This window comes from Bifidobacterium sp. LH_389 (genome assembly GCF_056357235.1).
Window position 1 is genome coordinate 133,783 of sequence record NZ_JBKEVR010000002.1, and the last position, 25,944, is coordinate 159,726.

A 25,944-nucleotide genomic window follows, 5' to 3' on the forward strand; every position below is an offset into this window, starting at 1 on the left:
GTTCTTCCACAAGACCAAGAAGGTCGCAAACCCGCTTGCGGACATCATGAAGTCTGCCAACGGCGAGGTGCTGCGCGACGACATCCTCAAGTACGAGCTGCTCGAGGGGCACGGCCCCAAGGGCGCGCCGAAGGGCGACCCGATCATGCAGGTGCGCGACCTGCACGTCTCGTTCGCCACCGAGGCCGGCGTGTGCCGTGCCGTGCGCGGCGTGAACTTCGACCTGTGGCGCGGCCGCACGCTGGGCATCGTGGGCGAGTCCGGCTCCGGCAAGTCCGTGACGGCGCTGAGCCTGATCGGTCTCTTGGACGACAACGCCAAGGTCACCGGCTCCATCAAGATGAACGGCGTGGAGCTCGTGGGCAAGTCCGACGAGGAAATGAGCGTGATCCGCGGCGAACACATCGCCATGGTGTTCCAGGACCCGCTGTCCGCCCTGACCCCGATGTTCAACATCGGCGACCAGATCGCGGAGGGCCTGCTCACCCATCACCCGGAGATGAGCAAGAAGGCCGTGCACGACCGCTGCGTCGAACTGCTCGAACTCGTGGGCATCCCGCAGCCCGAGGAGCGTCTGGCCAGCTTCCCGCACCAGTTCTCCGGCGGCATGCGCCAGCGCGTCATGATCGCCATCGCCATCGCCAACAACCCGGACGTGATCATCGCCGACGAGCCGACCACGGCCCTCGACGTGACCATCCAGGCGCAGATCCTCGACGTGCTCGCCAAGGCACAGAAGGAAACCGGCGCCGCGGTGGTGCTCATCACCCACGATCTGGGCGTGGTGGCCGGCGCCGCCGACGACATCCTCGTCATGTACGCGGGCCGACCGGTCGAACGCGCCAGCATCGACGACATCTTCGCCAAACCGTCCATGCCGTACACCATGGGCCTGCTGGGCGCCGTGCCGAAGCCGCACGTGGCCGCATCCCAGCGCCTCGTGCCGATTCAGGGCAACCCGCCCTCGCTGGTGGACATCCCCGCCGGATGCCCGTTCTCTCCGCGCTGCCCGCTCGCCACGCCGGAATGCTCTCAGTCCGAGCCGAACCTCGAGGTGGTGGACGCCAAGAACGGACATCTGGCCTCCTGCCGCCGACTGGACGAGATCGTCTCCAAGCACATGAAGTACACGGACGTGTTCCCCGTGCCGGATCTGCTGCCCGCCGAATGGGCCGACGTGCCGCGCGACCAACGCCCGGTGACGCTCGAGGTGGAGCACCTCGTCAAGACGTTCCCGCTCACGGGCGGCGGCATGTTCCGCCGCACCATCGGGCGCGTGGCGGCCGTGGATGACGTGACGTTCAAGATCCGCCAGGGCGAGACGCTGGCCCTCGTGGGCGAGTCCGGCTCCGGCAAGTCCACCACCCTCATGGAGATCATGAACCTCATGAAGCCGGAGGACGGCAGGATCACGGTGCTCGGCCACGACCTCGCCACGCTCAAGAGCCGCGCCGACCGCAAGGCGCTGCGCAAGGACCTGCAGATCATCTTCCAGGACCCGATGAGCTCCCTCGACCCGCGCATGACCATCTACGACGTGCTGGCCGAACCGCTCAAGGTCCACAAGTGGGACAAGGAGAGGATCAACCACCGCATCGGCGAGCTCATGGAACTGGTGGGGCTCAACCCCGACTACGTGGACCGCTTCCCGTCCCAGTTCTCCGGCGGCCAGCGCCAGCGTATCTCCATCGCGCGCGCCCTCGCCACCGACCCGAAGGTGCTGCTGCTCGACGAGCCGATCGCCTCGCTGGACGTGTCCATTCAGGCCGGCGTGATCAACCTGCTCGAGGACCTGCAGGCCAAGCTCAAGATCTCCTACCTGTTCGTGGCGCACGATCTGGCGGTCATCCGCCACATCTCCGACCGCGTGGCCGTGATGTACCTCGGCCAGGTGGTGGAGCTCGGCGAGACCGAGGACGTGTTCACCCACCCGCGTCACCCGTACACCCAGGCGCTGCTGAGTGCCATCCCGGTGCCGGACCCGGTGGTGGAGCGCACGCGCAGCCGCATCATTTTGAAGGGCGATCTGCCCAGCCCGGCCGAGAAGCACCCGGGATGCCGCTTCGCATCCCGCTGCCCCGTCAAGCTCCGGCTCACGCCCGAGCAGCAGCAGCTGTGCGACGGCAAGCGGCCCACCCTGCGCGGCGACAGCCAGAACCCGTCCGAGTTCGCGTGCCACTTCCCGCTGGACGTGACCGCCGAATCCGCGTTCTGACGCTCCGGTCCGTCTGCCCCTGAATTGCGCCTAGCGTTGACGGACAAGCCCGGTTCCCTCCGTGGGGGCCGGGCTTTTGCGTTGCCGGTGTGCGGGGTGGGGATGTCGCCCGTTGTTGCCCGTCCGCCGCGGTCCGCTTGCCGTTCGGTGACTGCCCGGCAAACGGAAGGTAACGACGATATTCCGCGATTGTCCATATACTGAGCAAAACCGCAGAGGATTGCGCCGAGGGCAACCATGCCTCGTTTCGTTGGAATTCCAACGGGGAACGCCGTCATATACCACATCATCCTGAAATATACAAGACACATAACTTGGTGTAAGCTCGCCACACAGTTGCGTGATGTGAAAAGGAGAGCACGGCGTGCGCAACTCATGCCGTGCGAAGAGAGGAATGCAACACTTATGAAGTTTGCATCTATGCGCAAGGCGACGGCTCTGCTCGCCTCCGTGGCGGCCCTGGTTTCCCTGGCTGCCTGCGGCGGCAACAGCAACACCACCGCTCAGGTGACCAACGACACCAACTCTGCGGAACCGCAGGAGGGCACCCCGATCAACGCGGCGTCCTACCCGATGCCCGCCACCGACAAGGCCTACAACAACCCGCAGGACCGCTCCAACCTCAAGCAGGGCGGCACCCTGACCCTGGCCACCGTCGAGGTCGGCCCGGACTTCAACGCCCTGTCCGTCAACGGCAACACCGCCTACATGTCCACCTTCTGGAAGTACTACATGCCTTCCATCTGGGACTACTCCGTGGACGGCTCCAAGGCTGAGCCGAACCCGAACTATGTGACCAAGGTCGAGGAGACCTCCACCGACCCGGAGACCATCAAGTTCACCATCAACGAGAAGGCCTCCTGGAACAACGGCACGCCGATCACCTGGAAGGACTTCTACAGCACGTGGAAGGTCTCCAACGGCGAGTCCGACCAGTTCACCCCGGCCATTACCACCGGCTACGACTCCATCGAGTCCGTGAAGGCCGGCGACAACGACAAGGAAGTTGTCGTCACCTTCAAGAACAAGTTCTACCCGTACCAGGCCGTGTTCCAGCAGCTGTACCCGTCCATGGCGTACGACGAGAACGATCTGGCCAAGTCCGCGGACACCTTCTCCAACGGCTGGTCCAAGAACCCGCACGCCGATGAGTGGGGCGCCGGCCCGTTCACCATCAAGGACTTCGACGACAACCACATCACCTTCGTGCCGAACGAGAAGTGGTGGGGCGACAAGCCGATGCTTGACTCTGTGACCTACAAGCAGATGGAAGACTCCGCCTCCATCAACGCCTTCAAGAACGGCGAGATCGACGGCACCGGCGTCGGCTCCTCCGACCGTCTGGCCACCGCCAAGACCGTCGAGGGCGCCTACCTGCGCCGCGCCTACGACATCGGCGTGTCCACCGTGACCATCAACGGCAAGAGCGAGAACACCTCCGACGTCAACCTGCGCAAGGCCTTCGTGCAGTCCCTCGACCGTTCCCAGCTGGCCAAGATCGACTTCAACGGCCTCGACTGGACCGAGAAGGTTCCGGGCTCCGTGATCATGCCGCAGTTCCAGGCCGGCTACGAGGACAACATGCCCGCCGACTCCGCCTTCTCCACCGAGAACGCCAAGAAGACCCTCGAGGCCGCCGGCTACACCATGGGCTCCGATGGCTACTACACCAAGGACGGCAAGACCGCCGGCTTCACCTACACCACGTTCTCCGACGCCGCCACCACCAAGGCGAAGGCTCAGGCCATCCAGAAGATGGCCAAGGACGCCGGCATCAAGATCGACATCGACATCAAGGCCCAGAACGAGTTCTCCAAGACCGTGTCCTCCGGCAAGTGGGACATGATCGGCCTCGGATGGTCCGCCTCCGATCCGTTCGGCTACTCCTCCAGCTCCTACCAGCTGTTCGGCTCCGACTCCGAGTCCAACTACGGCTTCGTCGGCACCTCCGAGATCGACGACATCCTCAAGAAGGTCGTCCAGACCGAGGACTCCACCGAGGCCATCAAGCTGTTCAACCAGGCCGAGAAGAAGTACATGGAGCTCTACGCCCAGATCGCCTTCGAGAACGGCCCGATCATGTTCGCCTGCAAGCAGGGCCTGGCCAACTACGGCCCCGCCGGCTACGCCTCCGTGCTGACCACCGGCGTGCCGAACCACACCGAGAACATCGGCTGGCAGAAGTGAGTCTAGCGGCTTGACCTGCTGACCGGCATTCGGTTCTGAACGAATGGGCCCCGCGGCTTGATTGCCGTGGGGCCCATTTGCGTTGTGCGTTGTGCGGCGCATTGCACGCAGTGAAAATGGCTCCCCTGAGGAGGGGAGCCGGGAACGGCACGGGCCGCGTTCCGGGTTTCCGGGTCAGCGGCACATGCGGGAGATCGGCTCCCACGGCTCGAGCTCGATCGGCTCGGTCGCAAGGGCCTTGAGCGTCTCCCCGTCCAGATATTCCTTGCGGATCACGAGTTCCTGCGTGAAGCGGTCGAACCATTCGCCGGACGCCACGTAGTAGCCGTCCGCGCCGTTGTCCTTGCCCCAGGAGTTCTCCACCTTCCAGCGGTCGGGCTCGCCGGCCTCGTTGAGGTTCACGCCCGTGAGCGTCATGGCGTGGTTCGACGGGCTGTCCTGATACTCGAGACCCTCGGCCTTGGTGAGGTCGAAGTCGGTGCCGAACAGCTGGTCCACGCGCACGGACGCCTTGTCGAAGATGCCGTCCTTGCGCAGCGAGAACTGTGTGCAGTCGCAGGCGAACCAGATCGGGTGGCCGGCCTTGAGCTGGTCCACGGCGGCCTTGCGGAACACCTCGAGCGGCACGTTGACGAACTCCATGCCGCCGGCTTCGGCCACGTTGCCGTCCCACTTGAGCACATAGCGGCGGAAGAACGGCCGGTTGGCGAGCGGGGCGTTGGCCAGGCAGACGAAGTCGTCCAGATCCTCGCCCACGTACTTGGCATAGAACTCCTGAGGGGTGATGCCGTGCTCCACGATCTGGCGGCGCGAATCGATGCCGGATTTCTTGGCGGCGTCCTTGGCCTCGCCGTCCTTGTCGTCGTCGCCGTCCTTGACGCGCAGCAGCACGTCAAACGTTGCCGGCGGCTCTCCCATCGCGATCGCGCAGATGCGGTACACGGTGGCCATCATCTCCGTCTTTTGCGCACGCAGCTCCTCCACGGACTTTCCGGCCCTGTGCCCCTCGCGCAGTGCGATGGCGAACTCGCGCAGCTTGGTGCGCAGGTACTGTTCGAACGCCTCGGAATTGCGGGAGTTTTCGGACTCCGGGTAGGCGTCCTTGGGCACCAGACCGTACTTCTTCACGAGACTGACGAACATCTGCCACCAGCCGCCGTCTCCCACCGGGTAGCCGTTGACTTCCTGGAACAGGCGGCTGTCGGTCGGCTCGTCCAGGGTCTTGAGGATGTTCTCCAGATAGTAGTTGGCCTTCTCCAGCTTGTCGTAGAAGAACAGGTAGCTCTCCGAGAACTCGAAGTCCTCGAGGTTCCACTTGTGCATGAGCTCGTAGCGCAGCGTGTTCAGCGAGGCGAACATCCAGCAGCGGCCGGAGTGCTGCTGGTTGGTGATCGACCCCTGCTTGAGCTCCACGGAGAACGTGCGGGGAAGTTCACGCACGCCCCGGTATGCGGTGGCGGCCTTGAGAATGCCGGTGGAAACGGCGGCGTTGGCAGCCACCAGATTGGCGCGGTCCTTGTTGAACGCTTCGGAATACCGCTTGAGCTGTTCCGGCGTGATGGCCAGGGCTTCAGGCTGGGCCTGAGACATGGGATGCTTCCTTTCCGTAGGATGCCTTGGGTTGCGGGCCGTCGTGGCCCATTCCTCGAAGCAGTCTACTCACCCCGCGTGAACGGGTTTTGCGTTCGTGGGGGACTTTTTAGTCCTTGCACAGAGGTATCTGCGTTCGTGGGGTATTTCGTCCTGTGGATTGGCACCTCAACCATGCCGAAACCGCATCGGAACGCGGTGCCTGTGTGAGGAAAAGTCCCCCACGAACGCAGATGGCTTCGCGCAGATGCCGAAAAGTCCCCCACGAACGCAGAAGCCCTGTCATGGGCCGCGAAGCGGCTATGACACAGTGTCACTCAAGCCGCGCGGTAGGTCGTAACCGTGTTGTTGCGTTTCGTTGGTTATATATGATGGCAGTCGCAGGCCGGACCGGCCCATCTCCGGCCGGCACCGTACGGAAAGGGACATCCATGACCGCATCGAGCACATCCGCCGAAGCGTTCCGCGTGGGCGCGGACGGCGTCACCGAGGAACTGTTCTCCTATGAGGACGCAATCCGACGGTTTGTATACATCGAGCTGCCGTTCGACTCCGATGGCGACGGGAAGAGCGACCTGATCCGCGTGGACATCATCCGCCCGCGTGAACTGGACGGCGTGGCCAGGGTGCCGCTCATCATGGACCCGAGCCCCTACTACGAGCGTCTCGACCGGCATGGCGAGCAGAAGAAGTACCTCCACCCGGACGACAAGTGGAACAGCCCGCTCGTGCAGTTCCCGTTCTTCTACGACAACTACTTCGTGCCGCGCGGCTACGCGGTCGCCATGCCGGATACCTCCGGCACCTCCCTGTCCGACGGGTTCTGCGACATCGGCGGCCGGCGGGACATCGCCTCGTGCAACGCCGTGGTGGACTGGGTCAACGGCCGGGCCCGCGCCTACTGGACGCGTGACGACCGCAGCGATGCGAACCTCGCCCATGCCTACTGGTGCACCGGTGCCGTGGCGGCGATCGGCAAGTCGTACGACGGCTCGCTCGCCAACGGCATGGCGGCCACCGGCATCGAGGGCCTGAAGACCATCGTGCCGATCTCCGCCATTTCCAGCCAGTACGACTGGTACCATCCGAACGGCTGCCTGCTCGACGGCGACGACGCGGACGGCGGCTGGTACGAGCCCTACAACTTCGCCGAATACCTCCAGTCCACCGCGAACGGCAAACTGCAGCGCTTCTCCACCGCGCCGGACGGCTATCCGGCGCTCAAGGCCGGGGCGGACAAGGAGCATCGCTCGTACAACGAGGAGTTCTGGGGCGAACGCAACTATCGCGCGCATGCCGGCGCATTCAAGGCGAGTGTGTTCCTGGTGCACGGCACCAATGACCTCAACGTGATGATGAATCAGGTGGATCGCTACTGGCAGGCGCTCGGCGAGGCCGGCGTGCCGCGCAAGATCTGGCTGCACCAGTATGGGCATGACGACCCGTTCGACGTGCGCCATCACGAGTGGGTGCGCACGCTCAACCGGTGGTTCGACCACTGGCTGCTCGACGTGGACAACGGCATCATGGACGAGCCGGTCGCCTCCGTTGAGGGCGCGGACGGCACGTGGCGTGATTACGCGACCTGGCCGGTGCCGGGGACGCGCGACCATGCGTGGGGCGTGACGGCGGACGGCATGCTGGCCCCGGAACGCAATCCGATGCCGGACGCCGTGTCCGGGCATGCTGCGGCGGGGCAGGACGCGCAGGGCGTGGCTGCGGCGGAACCGACCGACCGAAAGCGAAAGACGGACCGCAGCGATCGGACCGACGCCGGGCGGACCGGTGCCGGGCGATCGGACGGCAGCGGTGCGGCCGCGATGCACGTGGCGCACGTGGCCGCCGGCCGCATCCGCGAACTCACCCCGCTCGCCGAGGCGTTCACCCCGCACGAGGATCGCCTGCTGGCCGTGAGCGAGCCGACGGATGCGGACCTGCATCTGTCCGGCACGCCGCACGTGCGCATGAGGGTGAAGGCCACCGCGCCGGACACCAACCTGACCGTGCAGCTCATCGAATACGGCGAGGGCAACTACGTGCAGGTCAATCCCGACCTGCATGCGCTGGTGGAGCTCAAGGAGACGCGCACGTGCGGCCAGTCCTCCCCGGACGACAAGCCGACCTACCCGGTGTGCGTGCCGCGCCGGTCCACCGAGGTGGAGCACGTGGTGACGCGCGGGTGGATCGCCACCGCGCACGCGGCCGGTTTCGACGCCTTCGCGCCAACGCCTGTGGGGGAGTGGTTCGAGGTGGACGTGCCGCTGCTCGCCACGGACTGGACCGTGCGCGCCGGGCATCGCCTTGCGTTGCAGATCGCGAACAACACGACCCGTCTGGCCAAGGTGCCCGCCTGCGACTTCGACGTGGACCTGGCCTCGCTACGCATCACGCTGCCGTATGCGAATGAGGGCAAGGCGGCGGCGTGACCGTTGGGCAGGAGCGGGGGTAGGGTCGGCTGGTATGACGATCACCATCACCACATCGAACGTGAACGGAATCCGCGCGGCCAGACGCAAGGGCGTGGACGAATGGGTGCGGGCCAATGCGCCCGATGTCTGGTGCATGCAGGAGGTCCGCGCCCCTCAGACCGAGCTTGACCCGATCCTCGACGGGTTCGCGGACGATTACGCGGCCGCCGGTCGCATAGCCGTGCCGGAGAAGCTCTCCCGCATGAACGAGGTGTGCCGCGTCAAGGGCCGCGCCGGCGTGGCGATCGTGACTGACCTCGAGGTGACGGGCCGCCGCTACGGTCTGCCGGGTCTCGACGAGGACGTGGATTCCGGCCGCTGGATCGAGACCGACGTGGTCACGCCGGAGGGCTACACCGTCACCGTGGCGTGCGTGTACGTGCATTCCGGCGCGGCGGACGACGAGACCAAGATGATGCAGAAGTACCGTTTCCTTGACGCGATGGGCCCGCGACTGGCCGAACTGCGCGACGAGGCGGCGTCCGGCGGCCGGCAGGCGGTGCTGTGCGGCGACTTCAACATTGCGCACACCTCGCTGGACATCAAGAACGCGAAGGGCAACGTGACGCATGCCGGCTTCCTGCCCGCCGAACGCGCGTACGTGGACCGCTGGCTGACCGACTACGAGTTCGTGGACGTGTTGCGCGATCTGGCCGGGGACATCCAGGGCCCGTATACGTGGTGGAGCCAGCGCGGCCGCGCGTTCGACAACAACGTCGGCTGGCGCATCGACTACCAGTTCGCCACGCCGGAACTGGCCGAAACGGCTCGCGGGTTCGTGATCGACAAGGCGCCGAGCTACGACGAGCGCTGGTCCGACCACGCGCCCCTGACCGTCACCTACGGCGTGTGACGCAAGAGGCGCAGGAGCACGTGCTAGGCTGTGTAACCAGCACTCGAACGGTACGAAACGAGGAACCTATGGGACTGTTTGGATTCGGCAAGAAGAAGCATCAGGACGAGGACGTCGCCAAGCCTGCCGAAGAGGAGGAAACGAAGACGGCCGAGACAGCCGAAGGGACCGGCACCGATGCCGAGCCGAACGGGCAGGGTGCGTTCGCCGGCGTGCGCGGCGAGGACAACGGCCCGTGGGACGTGGATGACGAGAACGTTCCCGACTATGACGAATATCTGGACATCGGCTCCCTGCTGCTGCCGATGATCCCCATGCAGTACGACAACGCCGGCCTGCGCCTCAAGGCCGACCGCGCCACGAATGCGGTGGTGGGCGCGGTGATCACCGTCGGCAACTCCAGTCTGGAACTCGAGGCGTACGCCGCTCCGAAGACCATGGGCCTGTGGGACGACGTGCGCGCCGACCTGCTCGCCGCCAACCAGGAGGCCACCGAGACGGACGGCACGTTCGGCAAGGAGCTGCTCCTGCCCGTGCATCTGAAGGGCGGCACCGTGACCACGCGCATCGTGGGCGTGGACGGCCCGCGCTGGATGCTGCGCGGCATCTTCGCCGGCAAGGCCGCAGAGGACGGCGAGGAGCAGAAGGACGTGCTTGACGAGTACTTCACGCGCATCGTGGTGGCCCGCGGCGAGGAACCGCTCGCCCCGCGTGACATGATCCCCATGCACGCGCCCATCACTCCCTCCCAGCGCCGCGCGATGGAGGAGGCCGAAGCCGCCGAGGACGCCGACGGCCAGTCCGCCGAGATTCCCGGCAAGCCGAAGGGCCCGCTCAGCTCCGACCACGAGACCGAGGTGAAGACCACCCTGTCCCGCGGCCCGATGTTCTCCGAAGTCCGTTGAGCAAACGCACCGGATTCGCCTCGCTCGCCGCGATCGGCGGCGGCACGGACGGGGATGCCGAGGAATTCTCCGTGATCGACGCGATCGGCGGCGTGCGCGGCGTGGTCGAGTCCATGCTGCCCGGGCTCGTGTTCGTGGTGATGTTCATCGTCACGAACAACCTGCAGCTCACGGTGATCGTCTCCGCCGCGCTCGCCGGCGTGCAGGTGCTCGCGCGTCTGGCCCAGCGCCAGTCGCTGATCGGCGCGCTGAGCGGGCTCATCGCCGTGGGCATCTGTCTGGTGTGGGCGTGGAAGAGCCACGAGGCGCGCAATTATTACACGTTCGGGTTCATCAGCAACGCCGTGTATCTGGTGCTGCTGTCCGTCTCGATGCTCGTGCGTGTGCCCGGCGTGGGCCTCATGGTCGAATTCCTGCGCACGCTGCCCACGGCGGACCTCAAGGCATGGTTGGCCGGATGGCGGTCCGACCGCGCCCTGTGCCGCGCGTACATGGCCGTCACCGCGCTGTGGACCGGCCTGTTCGTGCTGCGGCTCGCGGTGCAGGTGCCGCTGTACCTGACGAACAACGTGGCCGCGCTCGGCATCGCGAGGCTCGTGATGGGCATCCCGTTCTGGGCATTGGCGATCTGGGTCTCGTACCTCATCGTCGCCACGCCGCTCATGCGGCACAGGGCCGCGGAACGGGCCGCCGAGCAGACTTCGGAGCAGTCCTCCGAGCCCGGTGCGGACGGTCGCCGGGCATTCTGACAACGATCCTCTTTCCGAAAGGACGCATTGACACCATGGACGTTCAGGTCCGCATCGAACGGTACGCCGACCAGGGCCGTTGCGTGACGCACATCGACGGGCGCGTGGCGTTCGTCCGCTTCGCACTGCCCGGAGAGCAGGTGCGCATCACGCTGGATGAGCCGCACGACCGCGACGACCGCTTCTGGACCGGCGAGGTGGCCGAGGTGCTTGAGGCGAGCCCCGACCGCGTGGACCCTGCATGGCCGCTGGCCGGCCCGCTCGCCATGGGCGGCGGCGTGGGAGGCGCCGATCTGGTGCACGTCTCCCTGCCCGGGCAGCTCAGGTGGAAGGCCGCGACGATCCGCGAACAGATGCAGCGGCTCGGGCATGTGGACCCGGACGCGCTGGGCGAGGTGACCGTGGAGCGCATGCCCGGCGACGAGGCGCTGGGCGGACTCAACTGGCGTACGCGCATCGAGCTCATCGCCGACGAGGATGGCTACGCCTCCATGCGTCGGCGTGGCTCGCACACCCGCGTGCGACTGGACGGCATGCCCCTGGCCACCGAGAGGCTGCTCGCCATGGCCGAACGCGAACACGTGTGGGACGGCGGCTTCGTGCCCGGAGCGCAGATCCGGCTGGTCGCCCCCGAACCGAGGGAAGCCGTGCAGACGGGAACTGCGCAGGCCGATGACGGCAACTTCGCGGTGCTCGTGGGCGGCGAGGTGACCGCCGGCAGCGCGACCGTGACCGAACGCATGAGCGTGGACGGCCATGAATTCCGCTATGCGGTGGCGTCCTCCGGCTTCTGGCAGATCCACCGCGAGGCCCCCATGCGCCTGCCCGAGCACGTGATGGGTCTGGTGCGCGAGGCGCTCGACGGCGCCGAATCCGCCGTGCTGTGGGATCTGTACTCCGGCTCAGGCCTGTTCTCCCTGCCCATGGCCGCGCTCGCCGCACCACGCACGCGCATGCTCACCGTGGAGGGCGCCCCCGAGGCAGTGCGCCACGCTCGCCGCAACCTGCGCGAGGCCGGACTGGACGCCGTGGATGCCCGCTGCGGGGACGTGTACGCCACGCTGCAGCACGTGCCGCACGATCTGGAAAGCCCCGACGTGGTGGTGCTCGACCCGCCGCGCGCCGGCGCCCGCGCCAAGGTGTGCCGCCGCATTGCCGAATCCGGCGCTTCCGCGGTGATCTACGTGGCCTGCGATCCGACCAGCCTCGCACGCGACACCGCCACGTTCGCCTCGCTCGGCTACGGACTCGCCTCCCTGCGCGCGTTCGACATCTACCCGATGACCCACCACGTGGAGACGGTCGCCCTGTTCCGCAGGGCCTGATACGCCGTCCCGGTTACAATCGGTTGCCATGACGATGACTGGAAGGACCCGTGCCCGCACGCGCGCCCATGCCCGCCTGTTCGCCGCGCTCGCCTGCGTGGCGGCGCTGACGACCCTCGCCTCCGGCTGCGTGCCGCGTGGCGTGGCGGTCGGCGACACGCAGGCCACGGAGCCGGCCATCCAGCATGACGGCGTGGATGTGTCCGATGCGATCGTCATCTACGTCGGCTCGCAGGATGCCTCCGCGGACAAGCCGATCGTGGACGCGCTGCAGAACGCCGGGCTGGACACGGCGTACATGTCGATGGAGGGCGTGGATCCGGCCGCCGGCGACCGGGCGATCATCGACGCGACCAACCGCAACCTGTCCGCCGTGATGATCGGCCCCAACGACGTGAACCGATGGGGGCGGGGACTCAAGACCGCGCGCGAGGCCGGCTATCCGGTCATCCTCGTGGACCCGACCGCACCCGTCACCGTGGACGAGACGCTCTACGCCGCGATCTTCCATGTGACCGACGACGCGGCCGCCTCCACCATCTTCGACGCCTCCATTCAGGTGATCGACGATCACGCGCACGCCAAGACCATGGACGTGCGGCTGGGCTGATCCGGGCCTGTCCGGTCCACGGGCGTGTACGGCGGAATGCTGCGACGCGGGGAGCGGCTAGGCTGGGGGATATGAGTTCGAACGCCAGCAGCACGTCAGCCATGCCCCGGACCGCCGAAACGGGCCTGACCGCCCAGGAGGTGGCTTGGCGCGAGGAGAATGGGCAGACCAACCGGGTGAAGACGTCCTCGTCGCGCTCGGTGGGGCAGATCGTGCGCGCCAACGTGTTCACGCTGTTCAACGGCATCATTCTCGCGGCCATGGTCATGGTGCTCGTCACCGGGTCGTGGAAGGACGCGGTGTTCGGCTTCGTGATCATCATCAACACCGGCATCGGCATCGTCACCGAGCTCAAGGCCAAGCGCACGCTGGACCGGCTGTCCATCCTCGTGGCCTCCGACTACGTAGTGCGCCGCGACGGGCGTGACGAGCGTGTGACGCACGATCGGATCGTGGTGGACGATCTGCTGTGGATCCGATCGGGCGATCAGGTGCCCGCCGACGCGAGCGTGGTCGAGACGTGGGGCCTCGAGCTCGACGAATCCATGCTCACCGGCGAATCTCGCACCGTGCGCAAGAAGACCGGCGACCAGGTCTATTCCGGCTCCACCGCCGTTTCCGGTCTGGCGCTCGTGCGCGTGACCGCCGTGGGCGAGCACAGCTACGCCGCCACGCTCACCGCGCAGGCCAAGATGTACAAGAAGACGGTCTCCGACCTTACGCGCGGCATCAACACGATCCTCAAGTTCATGACGTTCCTCGTGGTGCCTCTGTGTGTGCTGCTCATCTGGTCGCAGATCTCCGCCGTGGGCGGCTGGAGCCATGCGGTGGCGACCGGCGAATGGCGTGCGGCCGTGGTCTCCGCAGTGGCCGGCGTGGTGGGCATGATCCCCGAGGGCTTGGTGCTGCTCACCTCGCTCAACTTCGCGCTCGCCGCCATCCGTCTGGCCCGCAGGAACACGCTGGTGCAGGAACTCGAATCCGTGGAGACGCTGGCGCGTGTGGACTGCCTCAATCTGGACAAGACCGGCACCATCACCGACGGGGGCATCGCCTACGCCGATCTCGTGATGCTCACGGACGAGGTTCCCGAGCGTGAGACGAAGCAGGCGCTGTACGATTTGGCCGACGAGGAGCAGCCCAACGGCACCGGGCAGGCCGTGCTCAAGGGCCTTGCCGGGGAGGGGTTCGCTCCGGGGACGGTGGCGGCCCGCGTGCCGTTCTCCTCGGCGCGCAAGTGGAGCGCGGTCTCGTTGTCCGACGCTTCGGGGACCGGTTCCGTGTGGACCATGGGCGCGCCGGAGGTGCTGTGCGCCGCGTTCGAAGGCTACGCGGACGGCCGGTACGCGGGCCTGCTGGAACGGGTCAACCAGTATGCGAACGACGGCAACCGCGTGCTCATGATCGCGCGCGGCGATCGGAGTGCGGTCCGGACCGACACTTCCGGATCCGGTTCCGGCGCGGCCGCAACGTCTGCGGACGCCGCCGAAGACGCCGCCCCGCGCCTCGACCCGCAGGCATGCCCGGTCGCCCTCGTGCTGTGCTCCGAACGCATCCGCCCGGATGCCGCGGCCACGCTCGCATGGTTCCGTGAGCAGGGCGTGCGCTGCCGGGTCATCTCCGGCGACAATCCGGTCACCGTGGGCGCGATCGCTCGCAAGGTCAGGCTCACCGGCGACGAGGCCCCCGTGGCCATGGATGCGCGCGACCTACCGGGCGACGTCAACGAGCTGGCCCGCGTGCTCGAGGGCGTGGACGTGCTCGGCCGTGTGCTGCCGGACCAGAAGAAGGCGATCGTGCAGGCGTTGCACACCCAGGGGCACGTGGTGGCCATGACCGGCGACGGCGTGAACGACGCGCTCGCCCTCAAGGAGGCGGATCTGGGCGTGGCGATGGGCAACGCCGCGTCCGCCACCAAGGCCGTGGCGCAGGTGGTGCTTGTGGACTCGAAGTTCTCGCACCTGCCGGACGTGGTGGCCCGCGGGCGTCAGGTGATGGCCAACATGGAGCGCGTGGCCAGCCTGTTCCTGGTCAAGACCGTCTACTCGGCGCTCATCTCCCTGGCCGTGGTGCTCACGCGCATCCCATACCCGTACCTGCCCCGGCACATCACGTACATCGGCGCGTTGACGATCGGCGTGCCCGCGTTCATTCTGGCGCTCGCGCCCAACACGCGCCGCTACATGCCGGGCTTCCTCAAACGCGTGGTCCATTTCGCCCTGCCCGGCGGCGTGGCCACGGCCGCATCGGTGCTCATGGCCGCGTGGTTCCTGCCGCCGGTGATGGGCTGGGACGTGGACGATTCGGCCGCCGACCTCGGGGACCTGAGGGCCACGTGCGCGATCGTGCTGTTCGTGATGGGCATCTTCGTGCTCGCCCGCGTGGCCCAGCCGCTCAATGGGTGGCGCGGCATACTGGTGGCGTGCTTTGCGGCCGCCGGCGTGATCGGCCTGTTCATCCCGTTCGTCAGGAACTTCTTCGCCCTCGTGGTGCCGCAGGGCAGGCTCATCCCCGCCACGCTCATCGCCATGGGCGGCTCGGTGGCCGTGTTCTTCCTGTGCCTGTGGCTGGTGCCCATGATGTGGCGGATTATCGCACGCATGCGTGCGACACGCTAGAGTTCTTGTTACGCATCCGACCCATTGACGGCGGATAATCGTACAGACGCATTCGTTTGAGGCACGGAGGAAGCATGTCCGTTCGCGATGATCAACTCGCCACCCTGACGGTGGGCGGGAAGGACTTCGACTACTATCGCATCGACAACCTGCCGGGAATCGACCATCTGCCCTACTCGCTCAAGGTGCTGGTGGAGAACCTGGTGCGCAACGTCGACGGCGCCAACATCACCGACGGGCACGTTCGGGCGTTGCTCGACTGGGACCCGGACGCGCAGCCGAGCCATGAGATCCAGTTCACCCCCTCGCGCGTGGTGATGCAGGACTTCACCGGCGTGCCCTGCGTGGTGGATCTGGCCACCATGCGCGACGCGGTGGCGGATCTGGGCGGCGATCCGGAGGTCATCAACCCGCAGGTGCAGTCCGACATGGTGATCGACCATTCCGTGCAGATCGACAAGTATGGCACGCCGGACGCCCTGCAGCAGAACATGGACATCGAATACCAGCGCAACGGGGAGCGCTACCAGTTCCTGCGCTGGGGGCAGCAGGCGTTCCGCAACTTCCGCGTGGTGCCGCCGGGAACCGGCATCATCCATCAGGTGAACATCGAGTACCTCGCCAAGGTGGTCATGACCAAGGCGGCGGAGCAGACCGGCCTGAACGACGGACGCGACCTTGCCTACCTCGACTCCTGCGTGGGCACCGACTCGCACACCACCACCGTCAACGGTCTGGGCGTGCTCGGCTGGGGCGTGGGCGGCATCGAGGCGGAGGCGGCCATGCTCGGCCAGCCCATCTCCATGCTCGTGCCGCGCGTGGTGGGCTTCAAGCTCACCGGCTCCATCCCCGAGGGCGTGACCGCCACCGACGTGGTCCTCACCATCACCGACATGCTCCGCAAGCACGGCGTGGTGGGCAAGTTCGTGGAATTCTATGGTGAGGGCATCGCCTCCGTGCCGCTGGCCAACCGCGCCACCATCGGCAACATGGGCCCCGAATTCGGCTCCACCTGCGGCATCTTCCCCATCGACGGCGTGACGCTCGACTACCTGCGCCTGACCGGCCGCTCCGAGGAGCAGGTCGCGCTCGTGGAGGCCTACGCCAAGGCCAACCGGCTCTGGGGCGACGCCTCCGCGCCCGACTACGTGGAGCCGAAGTACTCCGAGTACCTCGAGCTCGACCTCGGCACCGTGGTCCCGTCCATCGCCGGCCCGAAGCGCCCGCAGGACCGCATCGTGCTCGCCGAATCCAAGCCCACGTTCGAGAAGACCCTGCCGGCCTACGAAACGGAGAAGACCGTCAAGGAGCCTGTGGCCGTCTCCACCGACTTCCGCGGCGACTTCGACCTCAGCAACGGCGACGTGGCCATCGCGTCCATCACCTCCTGCACCAACACGTCCAACCCGTCCGTCATGGTGGCGGCCGGACTCATCGCTCGCAACGCGCACGCCAAGGGCCTCAAGCCCAAGCCGTGGGTGAAGACCTCGCTGGCCCCCGGCTCTCAGGTGGTGGCCGACTACCTCGCCAAGGCCGGCCTGCAGGACGATCTGGACGCCCTGGGCTACGAGCTCGTGGGCTTCGGCTGCGCCACGTGCATCGGCAACTCCGGCCCGCTGCTGCCGGAGATCTCCAAGGCCATCAACGAGAACGACCTGACCGTCACCGCCGTGCTGAGCGGCAACCGCAACTTCGAAGGCCGCATCAGCCCGGACGTCAAGATGAACTACCTCGCCTCGCCGCCGCTCGTGATCGCCTACGCGCTCGCCGGCACCATGGACTTCGACTTCGAAACCCAGCCGCTCGGCGTCGGCGCGGACGGCAAGGACGTGTACCTTAGGGACATCTGGCCGTCGAACGAGGAGATCGAGCGCGTGGTCTCCGAGACGATCAGCCGCGAGATGTTCGTGCGCGACTACGCCTCCGTGTTCGAGGGCGACGAGCGCTGGAAGGGCCTTGACGTGCCGGAGGGCGAGCGCTTCGCATGGGACCCGAAGTCCACGTACGTGCGCCGCCAGACCTTCTTCGACGGCATGAGCGCCGAGCCCGAACCCGTCAAGGACATCCACGGCGCCCGCGTGCTCGCCCTGCTCGGCGACTCGGTCACCACCGACCACATCTCCCCGGCCGGCGCGTTCAAGGCGTCCAGCCCGGCGGGCCGCTACCTGACCGAGCGCGGCGTGGAGCAGAAGAACTTCAACTCGTACGGCTCCCGGCGCGGCAACCACGAGATCATGGTCCGCGGCACGTTCGGCAACATCCGCCTGCGCAACCAGCTGCTCGCCTCCGTGGGCGAGGAGGTGACGCCCGGCGGTTTCACCTACGACTTCCTCGCGGGCAAGCCCACCACGATCTTCGAGGCGTCCGAGGACTATCTGGCCCACAAGGTGCCGCTCGTGGTGCTCGCCGGCAAGGAGTACGGCACCGGCTCCTCGCGTGACTGGGCCGCCAAGGGCACCGTGATGCTGGGCGTGCGCGCGGTGATCACGCAGAGCTTCGAGCGCATCCACCGCTCCAACCTCATCGGCATGGGCGTGCTGCCGCTGCAGTTCCCTGAGGGCGAGTCCTACGAGTCGCTGGGGCTGGACGGCACCGAAACGTACGACATCTCCGGCGTGGAGACTCTCAACTCGGGCGTGACGCCGAAGACCGTGCACGTCACGGCCACGCACCGGGATGGCTCGGTCACCGAGTTCGACGCCGTGGTGCGCATCGACACCCCCGGCGAGGCGGACTACTACCGCAACGGCGGCATTCTGCAGTACGTGCTGCGGAACCTCATGAAGTAGCAGAGCCCGGCACTGCTGCGTGCCGGGACCGGCTGGCCGCTGCCTCCGCACGAATGATTGGTGGCGGTTTGGGACACAACAGGCATGTTTTGTGTCCCAAACCGCCACCAAATGCTGTTTCGGTAGCTGGTTCGGCGGCTAATCCGGATGCAGAAGGAGCGGGTTTGGCCATACTCCCGTAGCCGCCGCGCCAGCCGTGTGCGGATTGGGCCTCACGCGGACCCTATGCGGCGCTGTTGCGGCATTCGCGCCAGATGTCGGCGAGCTTGCGGCCGTCGGAGGAGCGCTTCCATACCTCCAGTCCGCCGCTGCCCTTGCCGCCGGCCGCAGCCCGCGCCGCCGCGGTAGGGGAGCTGTACTCCGAGCCGTCCTCGAGGCGAAGCATGCCGGACTCGGTGACCGTGGCCACCCATCGCTCGCCCTTGCGCGGCCGGTTCCACACCACCTGTTCGCCCGCGGCCAGCAGCCCGGCCTTCATCACCTGCCGGATGGTGACGCGCCCCGACCGGCGGGCGGTTCTGCCCCTGCTCTTGCCGGCGAGATCGTCCGTGCTGCCGGCCGTGAGATCCACATGCCGCTCGTCATAGCGGATGCCCCAGTATTCGGCGATGAGCCGGATCGTCTCCTCCTGCCGGCGCTCCAGCATGTCCGGCGTGCACGCGCTGAACGTCTCCAGTTCGGCGGTGAGCGGGAACTGGCGCGAAGCCGCGTTGCGCGTCAGTATTCGGTTGCGACGGTCGGCGTATTCGGGATAGTCGTCGAACTGCTCCGTCCCGCCCTGCACGAGCGCCATGTTGCCCAGACGGTTCACCCAACGGTCGTGCAGGTCGGGCGTCCACGCGGCGAACGAGCGCACGTGGTCGATGTTGAGCGGCATGATCGGCAGCGCGCTGAACATGCGCGGCCGGCTCAGGTGGCGGCCGGCCGCACGGTCGTTGGCGCGCAGCAGCAGCAACCGTACCAGCGCGTCATCGCCCTGCATGTCCCCGTGCAGGCGAACCAGAGCCTCCGCGCGGTCGTCGGACCCGATGAAGGCGAGCTTGCGCACGGACGGCATGGCGAGTCCCCGGTCGAGGTCACGGATGGCGGCGGCCGCGCAGCCCTGACGTTCCAGCGGGTCCGCGCGGTTCAGCGTCTGCACGCCGGTGAGCCGTTCCAACGCGTCGAGAATGGCGAGCAGACGATCGCCATCATGCATGCCCAGCGTGGCGGGCGTGGCGTTCGCCGCACGTGCGGAACTGGCACGCAACCCGTGCGACTGGCGGAACGGGGAGACATCCCTGCTGCCTAATCTGGAGAATGAGTGGACGAGTGCCCACATGGCCACGGCCTTCCACTCGTGGCTGCGGTAGTCGTTGAGGCATTCCAGACGGTCGGTCACCTCGGTGGGCAGCACCGTCTCGTTCGGTCGTGCGATGATCCGCCATGCCGTGGCGTACGGGGCGAGCACTTTGTCGATGAACGCTGGCACGGTGCCGCCGTCGATGTGCGGCCGGAGCACGTCCGCCACGAACTCCTCGATGAGCCGTGTCGTCGCGTTGGGCTTATGCGACAGCGCCCGATGCAACGCGGCGAAGAATTCCTCGGTGGACCGGTCGTCGCCGATCGGGTCGATGAGGTCATCCCAGCGCGCAGCGTACTCGTCCGCTTCGGCGGCGGGCAGTGACGAGGTGGCCCGCGCCTTGAACACGTCCGATGCAGTGAGCGGCAGGCCTCGCATGTTCATCACGTCGAAGATGCGGTGTGCGCCGTCAAGGTCGTCGGTGGTGACGATCACCAGCGTCACCTGGTTGACGAGGTAGGAGGCGAAGGCGTGCAGTGCGTCCTTGGTCAGTGGGGACAGCTCGTCGTACGTGCTTTTGATGTTGTGCACGATGTTGCGTTGCGCGCCGGTGGACAGGTCGTCGTCGCTCATGTCGAAGACGGGTTCCAGATTGCCTTCCTGCACGTATTCGCGGAAGAATGCCGCGTCGCGTTCGCGCAGGGTGAGCCGTGGCTCGTTGCTGATGCCGCGCAGCCTGTCGCCCGGCTCCACCAGCAGCTCGTCCAGCCGCTGCCTCCAGTCGTCGTCCTCTTCCAGATCGCGCAGCACGGCGATGATGATCGACAGCGAGACCAGCCGCTGCTGGCCGTCGATCACGTCATAGCGGTCGCCGTCCTCATGCACCAGAATCAGCGATCCGAGAAAGTACGGGACGTCCGGTTTGCGGGCAGCGGCACGCAGATCGTCCACGAGCTGCTGCATGTTCTCCGGCTGCCAGATGTACGCGCGCTGGAACGAGGGGACGAAGAAACGGAAGTCCGGCGTGAACACCTTCCCCAACGGCAGTTCCCTAGCATTGATCGCCATTGCGGCTCCTTTCCGGCGGGCGGCCGCGATGTGCGATTGGTCGCATACCGGTCGTATCCATCCCCTGCTTCAGCCTAGCAGCGAGGCCACCTAGCAGCGGGCGCGTATGGGCCGGGCGTTCCCGGACCTGTCTGCGTCGCCGACGGGTAGATCCGGGAACGCCGAGCCGCTCACCCTTCGACCATGCGCTGGTAGGCCGCCGTGCAGCCGACGTTCGCGCAGATCACGGACGGTCGGTGCTCGGTGGTGGCGTACAGCTGCGTGCCTGCCGGCAGTTTGGTGGCGTCCCAGTCGCGCAGGTAATCGTGGCTACCGACCGTGCGCCCGACCGTGCCGATGGCACGCGTGGGATTGCCTAAGGTGTCGGCGATCTGCTCGGCGGTAAGCTGTGCATCCATGCGCGCATAGGCCGCACCGCCGACGAACAGCAGATCCCCGTCCGGCTGCAGTGCCTGAATCACCTCGGGAATCGCCGAGACGTCGGTGGCGAGCGCCGTGAAGTGCGGTCCGTCGCCCGGCGTATCCGGGAATGCGGCCGAGAAGGCCAGATCGTCCAGTTCCACGGCCTTTCTGTCTGCCAGCGGGGCGGACAGCCTGACGTGCATGGAGGAGTAGCGATCGAGGATGCCGGAGTCGCCCGCCGGCTTGCAGAAGCCCGGGGTCACGCTGCCGGAGACCACCGTGATGCCTACGTACTGCGAGGTTTCGCGCACGATGAGCCGGTACAGGCAGGAATCGGAGGCCGGGAAGAACACGCGGATGCCGCCGTCGGACGTGGGTGCGTAGTGGTACCACGCCGTGCGGGATTCGTCGTTCGCCAGTTCCTCCACGGGTTCGATGTCCTGCCGCGCGTCGGCCGACTCCTCGCGGTAGCGCACCGGCATGGACGTGGTGGACCAGCTGCGCTCCGGAATTGTGGGGTCAAGGGAGGGAACGATGCCCATGACGGCGTTGGCTGCCATGACCAGAAGCGCAGTCAGGGCGATTGCGACGGCGGCGGTCAGCCCGATGCGCGCGGATCGCGGCAGGGCCCGCCGGCGTTCGCCTTGCGGGGGCCGTCCGCTGCCTGCGGGCGCACTGGGACGCTGACGCACCGACGACGGCAATGCCGTCGAACGCCGTTGCGGTTGCTGCGGTTGCCGTCCTGTGACCGACATGGTCCTCACCTCGCTTCGTTGCGATACGCGGGGCCGCGTATGCCTCCATTATATGTCTCCACTGTATGCCTCCACTGTGCGCCGGCGCCGTGGATGTCATGTCCGCCATGACAGCTATACTGTATATCAACAGCGTGGCAACGCCGCGCGCATGACCGTGTCGTCCGTGCCGTGGACATGCGGGCATCGGCATGCGGGATCGGTGGCGAGTCGGCGGGGCGTGCGCCGCGGAAAGGAGCGGATGATGGCGACGGTACAGATGAACGTGCGCATCGACGAGGACCTCAAGGAGGCCGGGGACAAGGCGCTCAAAGAGCTGGGCGTGTCCGCGACCGATGCGGTCCGTGCGCTGTGGGCATACGTTGCGGACCGCAAGGCCATGCCGGATCTGACGACCCGGGCGGACGAGGCCGCGCTCGAGGAGGAACGCCGGCGCCGGCTCAGGATCGTGGAGGAGTCCGCCGGCATGGTGCAGCGCGAACTCGTGAAGGCCGGGCTCATCGGCGAGGACGAGGACCTCATGGAGGGAATGTCCTACAAGGAACTGCGAGACTCCATGTATGCGCGCAAACTCGATGAATATCTGGAACGGGAGGCATGAGTCATGTCGACTGAACTACAGCGCATCATGGTGGATACCAATGTGCTTCTGGATCATCTTTTGCAGCGGGGAGAGCGAGGAAAGACGGCGTCCCGCGTCATGCGACTTGGCGCGGACCGGAACGTTACGTTGCTGTGCGCATCATTGTCGCTCAAGGACATCGCGTATCTGACCGGCATGATGGTGCGCCGGCGGTTCCCGCATGGCGAATCCGAAGTGGAAAATGTCATGTCACGCATGCTGGCGAGCCGATTGCCGTGGCGTTGCGTGGAAGAGACGATGCAATTATGCGATGTGGTTGACGTTGACGCGGATGTCTGTAAGGCGGCCTTGCGCCTGCAGACACGTCACGATGATTTTGAAGACGACCTCATCGTGGCGGCCGCCATGAAGTCGCACGCCGCGTGCGTGGTGACTGTGGATGCGGAACTCATCGCGCATTTTCCTGATTACTGCATCAGTCTGGAACATCTACTGGAATCGGCGCGGTCCTAATCCCGTGCGGGCAGGTCGGCGCGCTCCACGAGACGGGCCATCTGCACGCGGCCCATATTGAGCTTGTCCGCCGCGGACGACAGGTGCGCCTTCGCGGTGCGTTCCGAGATGAACATGCGGGCGGCGATCTCCGCGTTCGTGTAGCCCTCCGCCGCGAGCAGCACGGCCTCGCGTTCGCGCTCGGGCAGGGCGTCCAGCATAGACCGGGCCTCGTCCCGGCGGGCTTGGGGCTGAGATGCGCTCAGATCGGCGATGAGCTGTCGCTGGCTCGCCGGGTTGAACTGCGGCGACCCCTCGCACACGCCCAGAACGCGGCGAATGATCGCGTCCGGAGCATCGGTCTTGGAAACGAACCCTTCGGCGCCGGCCTCCACGGCGCGCTCCACGGTCTCGGACGGGCTCAGCGACGTGAGGATCAGCACGTGCGGCGCGGGAACAAGCGCCCTGAGCCGCCGCGTGGCCTCGATGCCGTCCATGCCCGGCATGGCGATGTCCATGAGCACCACATTCGGATGCTCCGCGGCCGCCTTCGCCACGCACGTCTGGCCGTCCGTGGATGTGGACGCCACCCGGATGCGCCCTGCCGAATAGTCGGTAAGAATCAGGCTCATGGCCTGGCAGATCATCGGATCGTCATCGATGATGCTTACCGTCACCGTCTGTTCCGACGCCGTCCCGTCTCTGTTCCGCTCACTCACACATGCCATGGTAACCGATCGATGCCGGCTGGCCGACCGATCCGGCCGACCGATCCGGCCGGCCGCCCTACCCGTCGCCTGACCGTCAGCGCCACGGCAGGGTCACGTCCACATGGAACGTACGGCGGTCGTCCACCCCATATTTGCAGGTTCCGCCGGAGGATGCGACGCGTGCCGCCAATCCGGGCAATCCGGCGCCGCTGCCCGCGTCCCGTGACCCGTCCTCCTGCGGTGAGGCAGCCGCCTCGGCGGTCACCTCGGGCACCAGCGGATTGCTGACATGCAGATGCACGTCGGCGGCCGGATCCGCCCCCACCTCCAGCGAGACCGGCATGCCCGGCGCGTGCCGCCGCGCATTGGTGAGCGCCTCCTGAATCGCCCGGTACGCCACCTTCGCCACGCCGTCGTCCAACCCGCTCAGCTGCTTCACGTCAATCCACGTGTTGAGCTGCATGCCGGAATTGCGGGCGTCGGCGATCAGCGCGTCCAGCGATTCGCGGGTGAGCGACGTATCCGTGGACGGGGTCAGCTGCTTCCACGCCTGCGCCGGATTGCGCAGCATGTCGATGATCGAATGCGCCTCGTCCAAGGCGCCCGCGGCCTGACGGCGAATATCCTCCGCCTTGTTTGCCACCGATCGGGCTTCGGGCGAATCCGGAAGCCGAGCCGCCTCCGTCTTCAGCGCGCTCGCATTCAGGGCGATGAGCGAGAGCGAATGGGCGAGCGTGTCATGCGCCTCCGCGGCGATCGCATCCGCCAGCTGCTGGTTCGTCAGATCGGATTTCAGGTTGTCTGCCCTGTCCTGCGCGGCCTGTGCACGGGCGTCCGCCTCGCTCAGGCGGGCGCGGGAGCGGATGTGCAGGCCGAGCAGAATGGCCACCGCGGCTTCGATCACCGCCACCGTGCCGGCCGTCGCGGCGATCGTCTCCTCCGACGCCAGCACGATGATCGGCTCGCCGTTGTACCCGGTACCCTGCTCGGCGAACAGCATGTGCCATACCGAGTCGTCTGCTGGATGCCACGCGTCGCGCAGCTCCGCCCACAGACAAGCGAGCGTGCCCGCTGTGCATACGCGGATCGTGCGCCTTCGGTCGCTGCGCCGGGCGATCGTCGACGTCAACGCCATGAGCATGAGCATCGGGGAGAAGGGGAGCGCCGTCACCGTGGCGAGGCAGCACCAGAACGTCGCCTCCGGGCGGGCGTCGCGCATGAGCAGCAGAAACGGGGCGGCGAAGGCCGCCAGCATGGCGACCATCGCCCACACGGAGGGGTTGCTATCCGGCCGGGAAGGGGAGCTGTCGAAGACGAACGACGCCTGAACGAGACAGAAGAACACCGCCGTCGGAATCATGGCGACCGTGCACCAGCGACGGGTGTGCACCGGTACGTCGTCGGCAATGGGATCGTGCGAAGTCATGCCTCCACTGTATTGCCGCGCGCACGCCGGCGCCATCGGACGGACGGGCGGAATCGCGGGAGTTCAGTTGCCCGAACGGGCAGACGGGAACGGCATGTCGGCCAATGGCGGGCGCAGACGGCATTGCATAGCTTGGAATCGTCGCCACGGAGAACGAACGAAAGAAGGAATCATGACGAATGCAAGCACGCCCCAGCATCCCGCCGCGCCGGGACCTGCAGCGGAACCGAAACGCAAGAAATCACTGCTGAAGCGCTGGTGGTTCTGGCTCATCGTGATCGTGGTGGTGATCGCCGCGGCCGGCAGCCAGATGAACGGCGGGACGCAGACGCAGAATCCGTCCGCCGGCTCCCAGACGCAATCGCAGACCACGTCGCAGCAGGCTCCGTCGCAGTCCGCGCAGCCGCAGGAATCCCAGTCGCCCAGCGTGCCGGCGGACTACACGTCGGCGCTTCGGCAGGCGGACTCCTACGCCAACATGATGCATATGTCGAAGCAGGGCGTGTTCGACCAGCTCACCAGCGAATACGGCGGCAAGTTCTCCAAGGAGGCCGCCCAGTATGCCGTGGACAACGTCAAGGCCGATTGGAATGCGAACGCCCTGGCCAAGGCCAAGGAATATCAGAAGTCCATGGCCATGTCTTCCGAGGCGATTCGCGATCAACTCACCAGCCAGCACGGTGAAAAGTTCACGGAAGCGGAGGCCGCCTACGCGATCGAGCACCTCAATGAGTGAGGTCATCTGACGGGCGGTCGGTCAGGCTGATGAGCCGATTACGCATGGGCCGATGATGCACGGGGGAAAGAAACGCACGGGGAAGAAACGCAGCGGTTGCTTCCCCCGTGCGACCTTCCCGCTTCCAGCCGGCGTTCAGGAAACCTTCGGCGGGCTTTTCCGGGATTGCCGGGCTCCCTTG

Annotated in this window: 18 protein-coding genes; 13 read left to right on the forward strand and 5 right to left on the reverse strand. The window is 66.6% G+C overall.

The features are described 5' to 3' along the window. The first annotated feature begins 46 nt into the window (after window positions 1–46). Window positions 47–2,215, forward strand: coding sequence for a dipeptide ABC transporter ATP-binding protein (locus AC1AZA_RS03010; protein WP_476513485.1), 2,169 nt, complete (start codon window positions 47–49; stop codon window positions 2,213–2,215). Between the two features lie 405 nt (window positions 2,216–2,620). After that, complete coding sequence (locus AC1AZA_RS03015; RefSeq protein ID WP_476513268.1) at window positions 2,621–4,402, forward strand: ABC transporter family substrate-binding protein; 1,782 nt, start codon at window positions 2,621–2,623, stop codon at window positions 4,400–4,402. Window positions 4,403–4,576: 174 nt separating this feature from the next. Here AC1AZA_RS03015 and AC1AZA_RS03020 read toward each other — a convergent pair whose 3' ends face one another. Then, a complete protein-coding gene (locus tag AC1AZA_RS03020; RefSeq protein WP_476513269.1) occupies window positions 4,577–5,992 on the reverse strand; it encodes a C1 family peptidase in 1,416 nt (471 codons plus the stop codon). 431 nt (window positions 5,993–6,423) lie between these two features. On the opposite strand from AC1AZA_RS03020, the gene AC1AZA_RS03025 reads away from it, so the two are divergent. The 8 genes from AC1AZA_RS03025 to acnA all read left to right on the forward strand — a co-directional run bounded on the left by AC1AZA_RS03025 (window position 6,424) and on the right by acnA (window position 18,309). Continuing rightward, a complete protein-coding gene (locus AC1AZA_RS03025; RefSeq protein ID WP_476513270.1) occupies window positions 6,424–8,418 on the forward strand; it encodes a CocE/NonD family hydrolase in 1,995 nt (664 codons plus the stop codon). Window positions 8,419–8,452: 34 nt separating this feature from the next. Next, window positions 8,453–9,313 carry an exodeoxyribonuclease III gene (locus AC1AZA_RS03030; protein ID WP_476513271.1) on the forward strand — a complete coding sequence of 287 codons (861 nt, stop codon included), beginning with the start codon at window positions 8,453–8,455 and terminating at the stop codon, window positions 9,311–9,313. Between the two features lie 68 nt (window positions 9,314–9,381). Further along, complete coding sequence (locus AC1AZA_RS03035) at window positions 9,382–10,218, forward strand: DUF3710 domain-containing protein (protein WP_476513272.1); 837 nt, start codon at window positions 9,382–9,384, stop codon at window positions 10,216–10,218. After that, entirely contained in the window at window positions 10,215–10,967 is a 753-nt protein-coding gene (locus tag AC1AZA_RS03040; protein ID WP_476513273.1) for a DUF3159 domain-containing protein, read from the forward strand. Before AC1AZA_RS03035 ends, AC1AZA_RS03040 begins: the two co-directional genes overlap by 4 nt. 35 nt (window positions 10,968–11,002) lie before the next feature. Continuing rightward, entirely contained in the window at window positions 11,003–12,292 is a 1,290-nt protein-coding gene (locus AC1AZA_RS03045) for a class I SAM-dependent RNA methyltransferase (RefSeq protein ID WP_476513274.1), read from the forward strand. Window positions 12,293–12,326: 34 nt separating this feature from the next. Further along, window positions 12,327–12,902, forward strand: coding sequence for a hypothetical protein (locus tag AC1AZA_RS03050; protein ID WP_476513275.1), 576 nt, complete (start codon window positions 12,327–12,329; stop codon window positions 12,900–12,902). A gap of 101 nt (window positions 12,903–13,003) precedes the next feature. After that, a complete protein-coding gene (locus AC1AZA_RS03055) occupies window positions 13,004–15,520 on the forward strand; it encodes an HAD-IC family P-type ATPase (protein WP_476513486.1) in 2,517 nt (838 codons plus the stop codon). Between the two features lie 74 nt (window positions 15,521–15,594). Beyond that, on the forward strand, window positions 15,595–18,309 hold the full coding sequence (gene acnA, locus AC1AZA_RS03060; RefSeq protein ID WP_476513276.1) for an aconitate hydratase AcnA: 2,715 nt from the start codon (window positions 15,595–15,597) through the stop codon (window positions 18,307–18,309). A gap of 223 nt (window positions 18,310–18,532) precedes the next feature. Here acnA and AC1AZA_RS03065 read toward each other — a convergent pair whose 3' ends face one another. Beyond that, the gene (locus tag AC1AZA_RS03065; RefSeq protein ID WP_476513277.1) at window positions 18,533–20,659 is read right to left on the reverse strand and encodes a GmrSD restriction endonuclease domain-containing protein; all 2,127 of its coding nucleotides are present in this window, start codon (window positions 20,657–20,659) and stop codon (window positions 18,533–18,535) included. Window positions 20,660–20,829: 170 nt separating this feature from the next. Further along, on the reverse strand, window positions 20,830–21,621 hold the full coding sequence (locus AC1AZA_RS03070) for a hypothetical protein (RefSeq protein ID WP_476513278.1): 792 nt from the start codon (window positions 21,619–21,621) through the stop codon (window positions 20,830–20,832). A 439-nt stretch (window positions 21,622–22,060) separates the two neighbouring features. Between AC1AZA_RS03070 and AC1AZA_RS03075 the strand changes: the two genes are divergently transcribed. Together AC1AZA_RS03075 and AC1AZA_RS03080 are read left to right on the forward strand one after the other, a co-directional pair. Beyond that, window positions 22,061–22,417 (forward strand): type II toxin-antitoxin system RelB/DinJ family antitoxin, encoded by a 357-nt coding sequence (locus AC1AZA_RS03075; protein ID WP_476513487.1) that lies wholly within the window; start codon window positions 22,061–22,063, stop codon window positions 22,415–22,417. A gap of 3 nt (window positions 22,418–22,420) precedes the next feature. Beyond that, on the forward strand, window positions 22,421–22,912 hold the full coding sequence (locus AC1AZA_RS03080) for a type II toxin-antitoxin system VapC family toxin (protein WP_476513279.1): 492 nt from the start codon (window positions 22,421–22,423) through the stop codon (window positions 22,910–22,912). Here the strand turns inward: AC1AZA_RS03080 and AC1AZA_RS03085 are convergent. Together AC1AZA_RS03085 and AC1AZA_RS03090 are read right to left on the reverse strand one after the other, a co-directional pair. Further along, a complete protein-coding gene (locus AC1AZA_RS03085; RefSeq protein ID WP_476513280.1) occupies window positions 22,909–23,619 on the reverse strand; it encodes a response regulator transcription factor in 711 nt (236 codons plus the stop codon). The two genes, AC1AZA_RS03080 and AC1AZA_RS03085, sit on opposite strands and share 4 nt — an antisense overlap. 76 nt (window positions 23,620–23,695) lie before the next feature. Beyond that, window positions 23,696–24,961, reverse strand: coding sequence for a sensor histidine kinase (locus AC1AZA_RS03090; RefSeq protein WP_476513488.1), 1,266 nt, complete (start codon window positions 24,959–24,961; stop codon window positions 23,696–23,698). 238 nt (window positions 24,962–25,199) lie between these two features. On the opposite strand from AC1AZA_RS03090, the gene AC1AZA_RS03095 reads away from it, so the two are divergent. Beyond that, window positions 25,200–25,763 (forward strand): Ltp family lipoprotein, encoded by a 564-nt coding sequence (locus tag AC1AZA_RS03095; RefSeq protein WP_476513281.1) that lies wholly within the window; start codon window positions 25,200–25,202, stop codon window positions 25,761–25,763. Window positions 25,764–25,944: the final 181 nt, after the last annotated feature.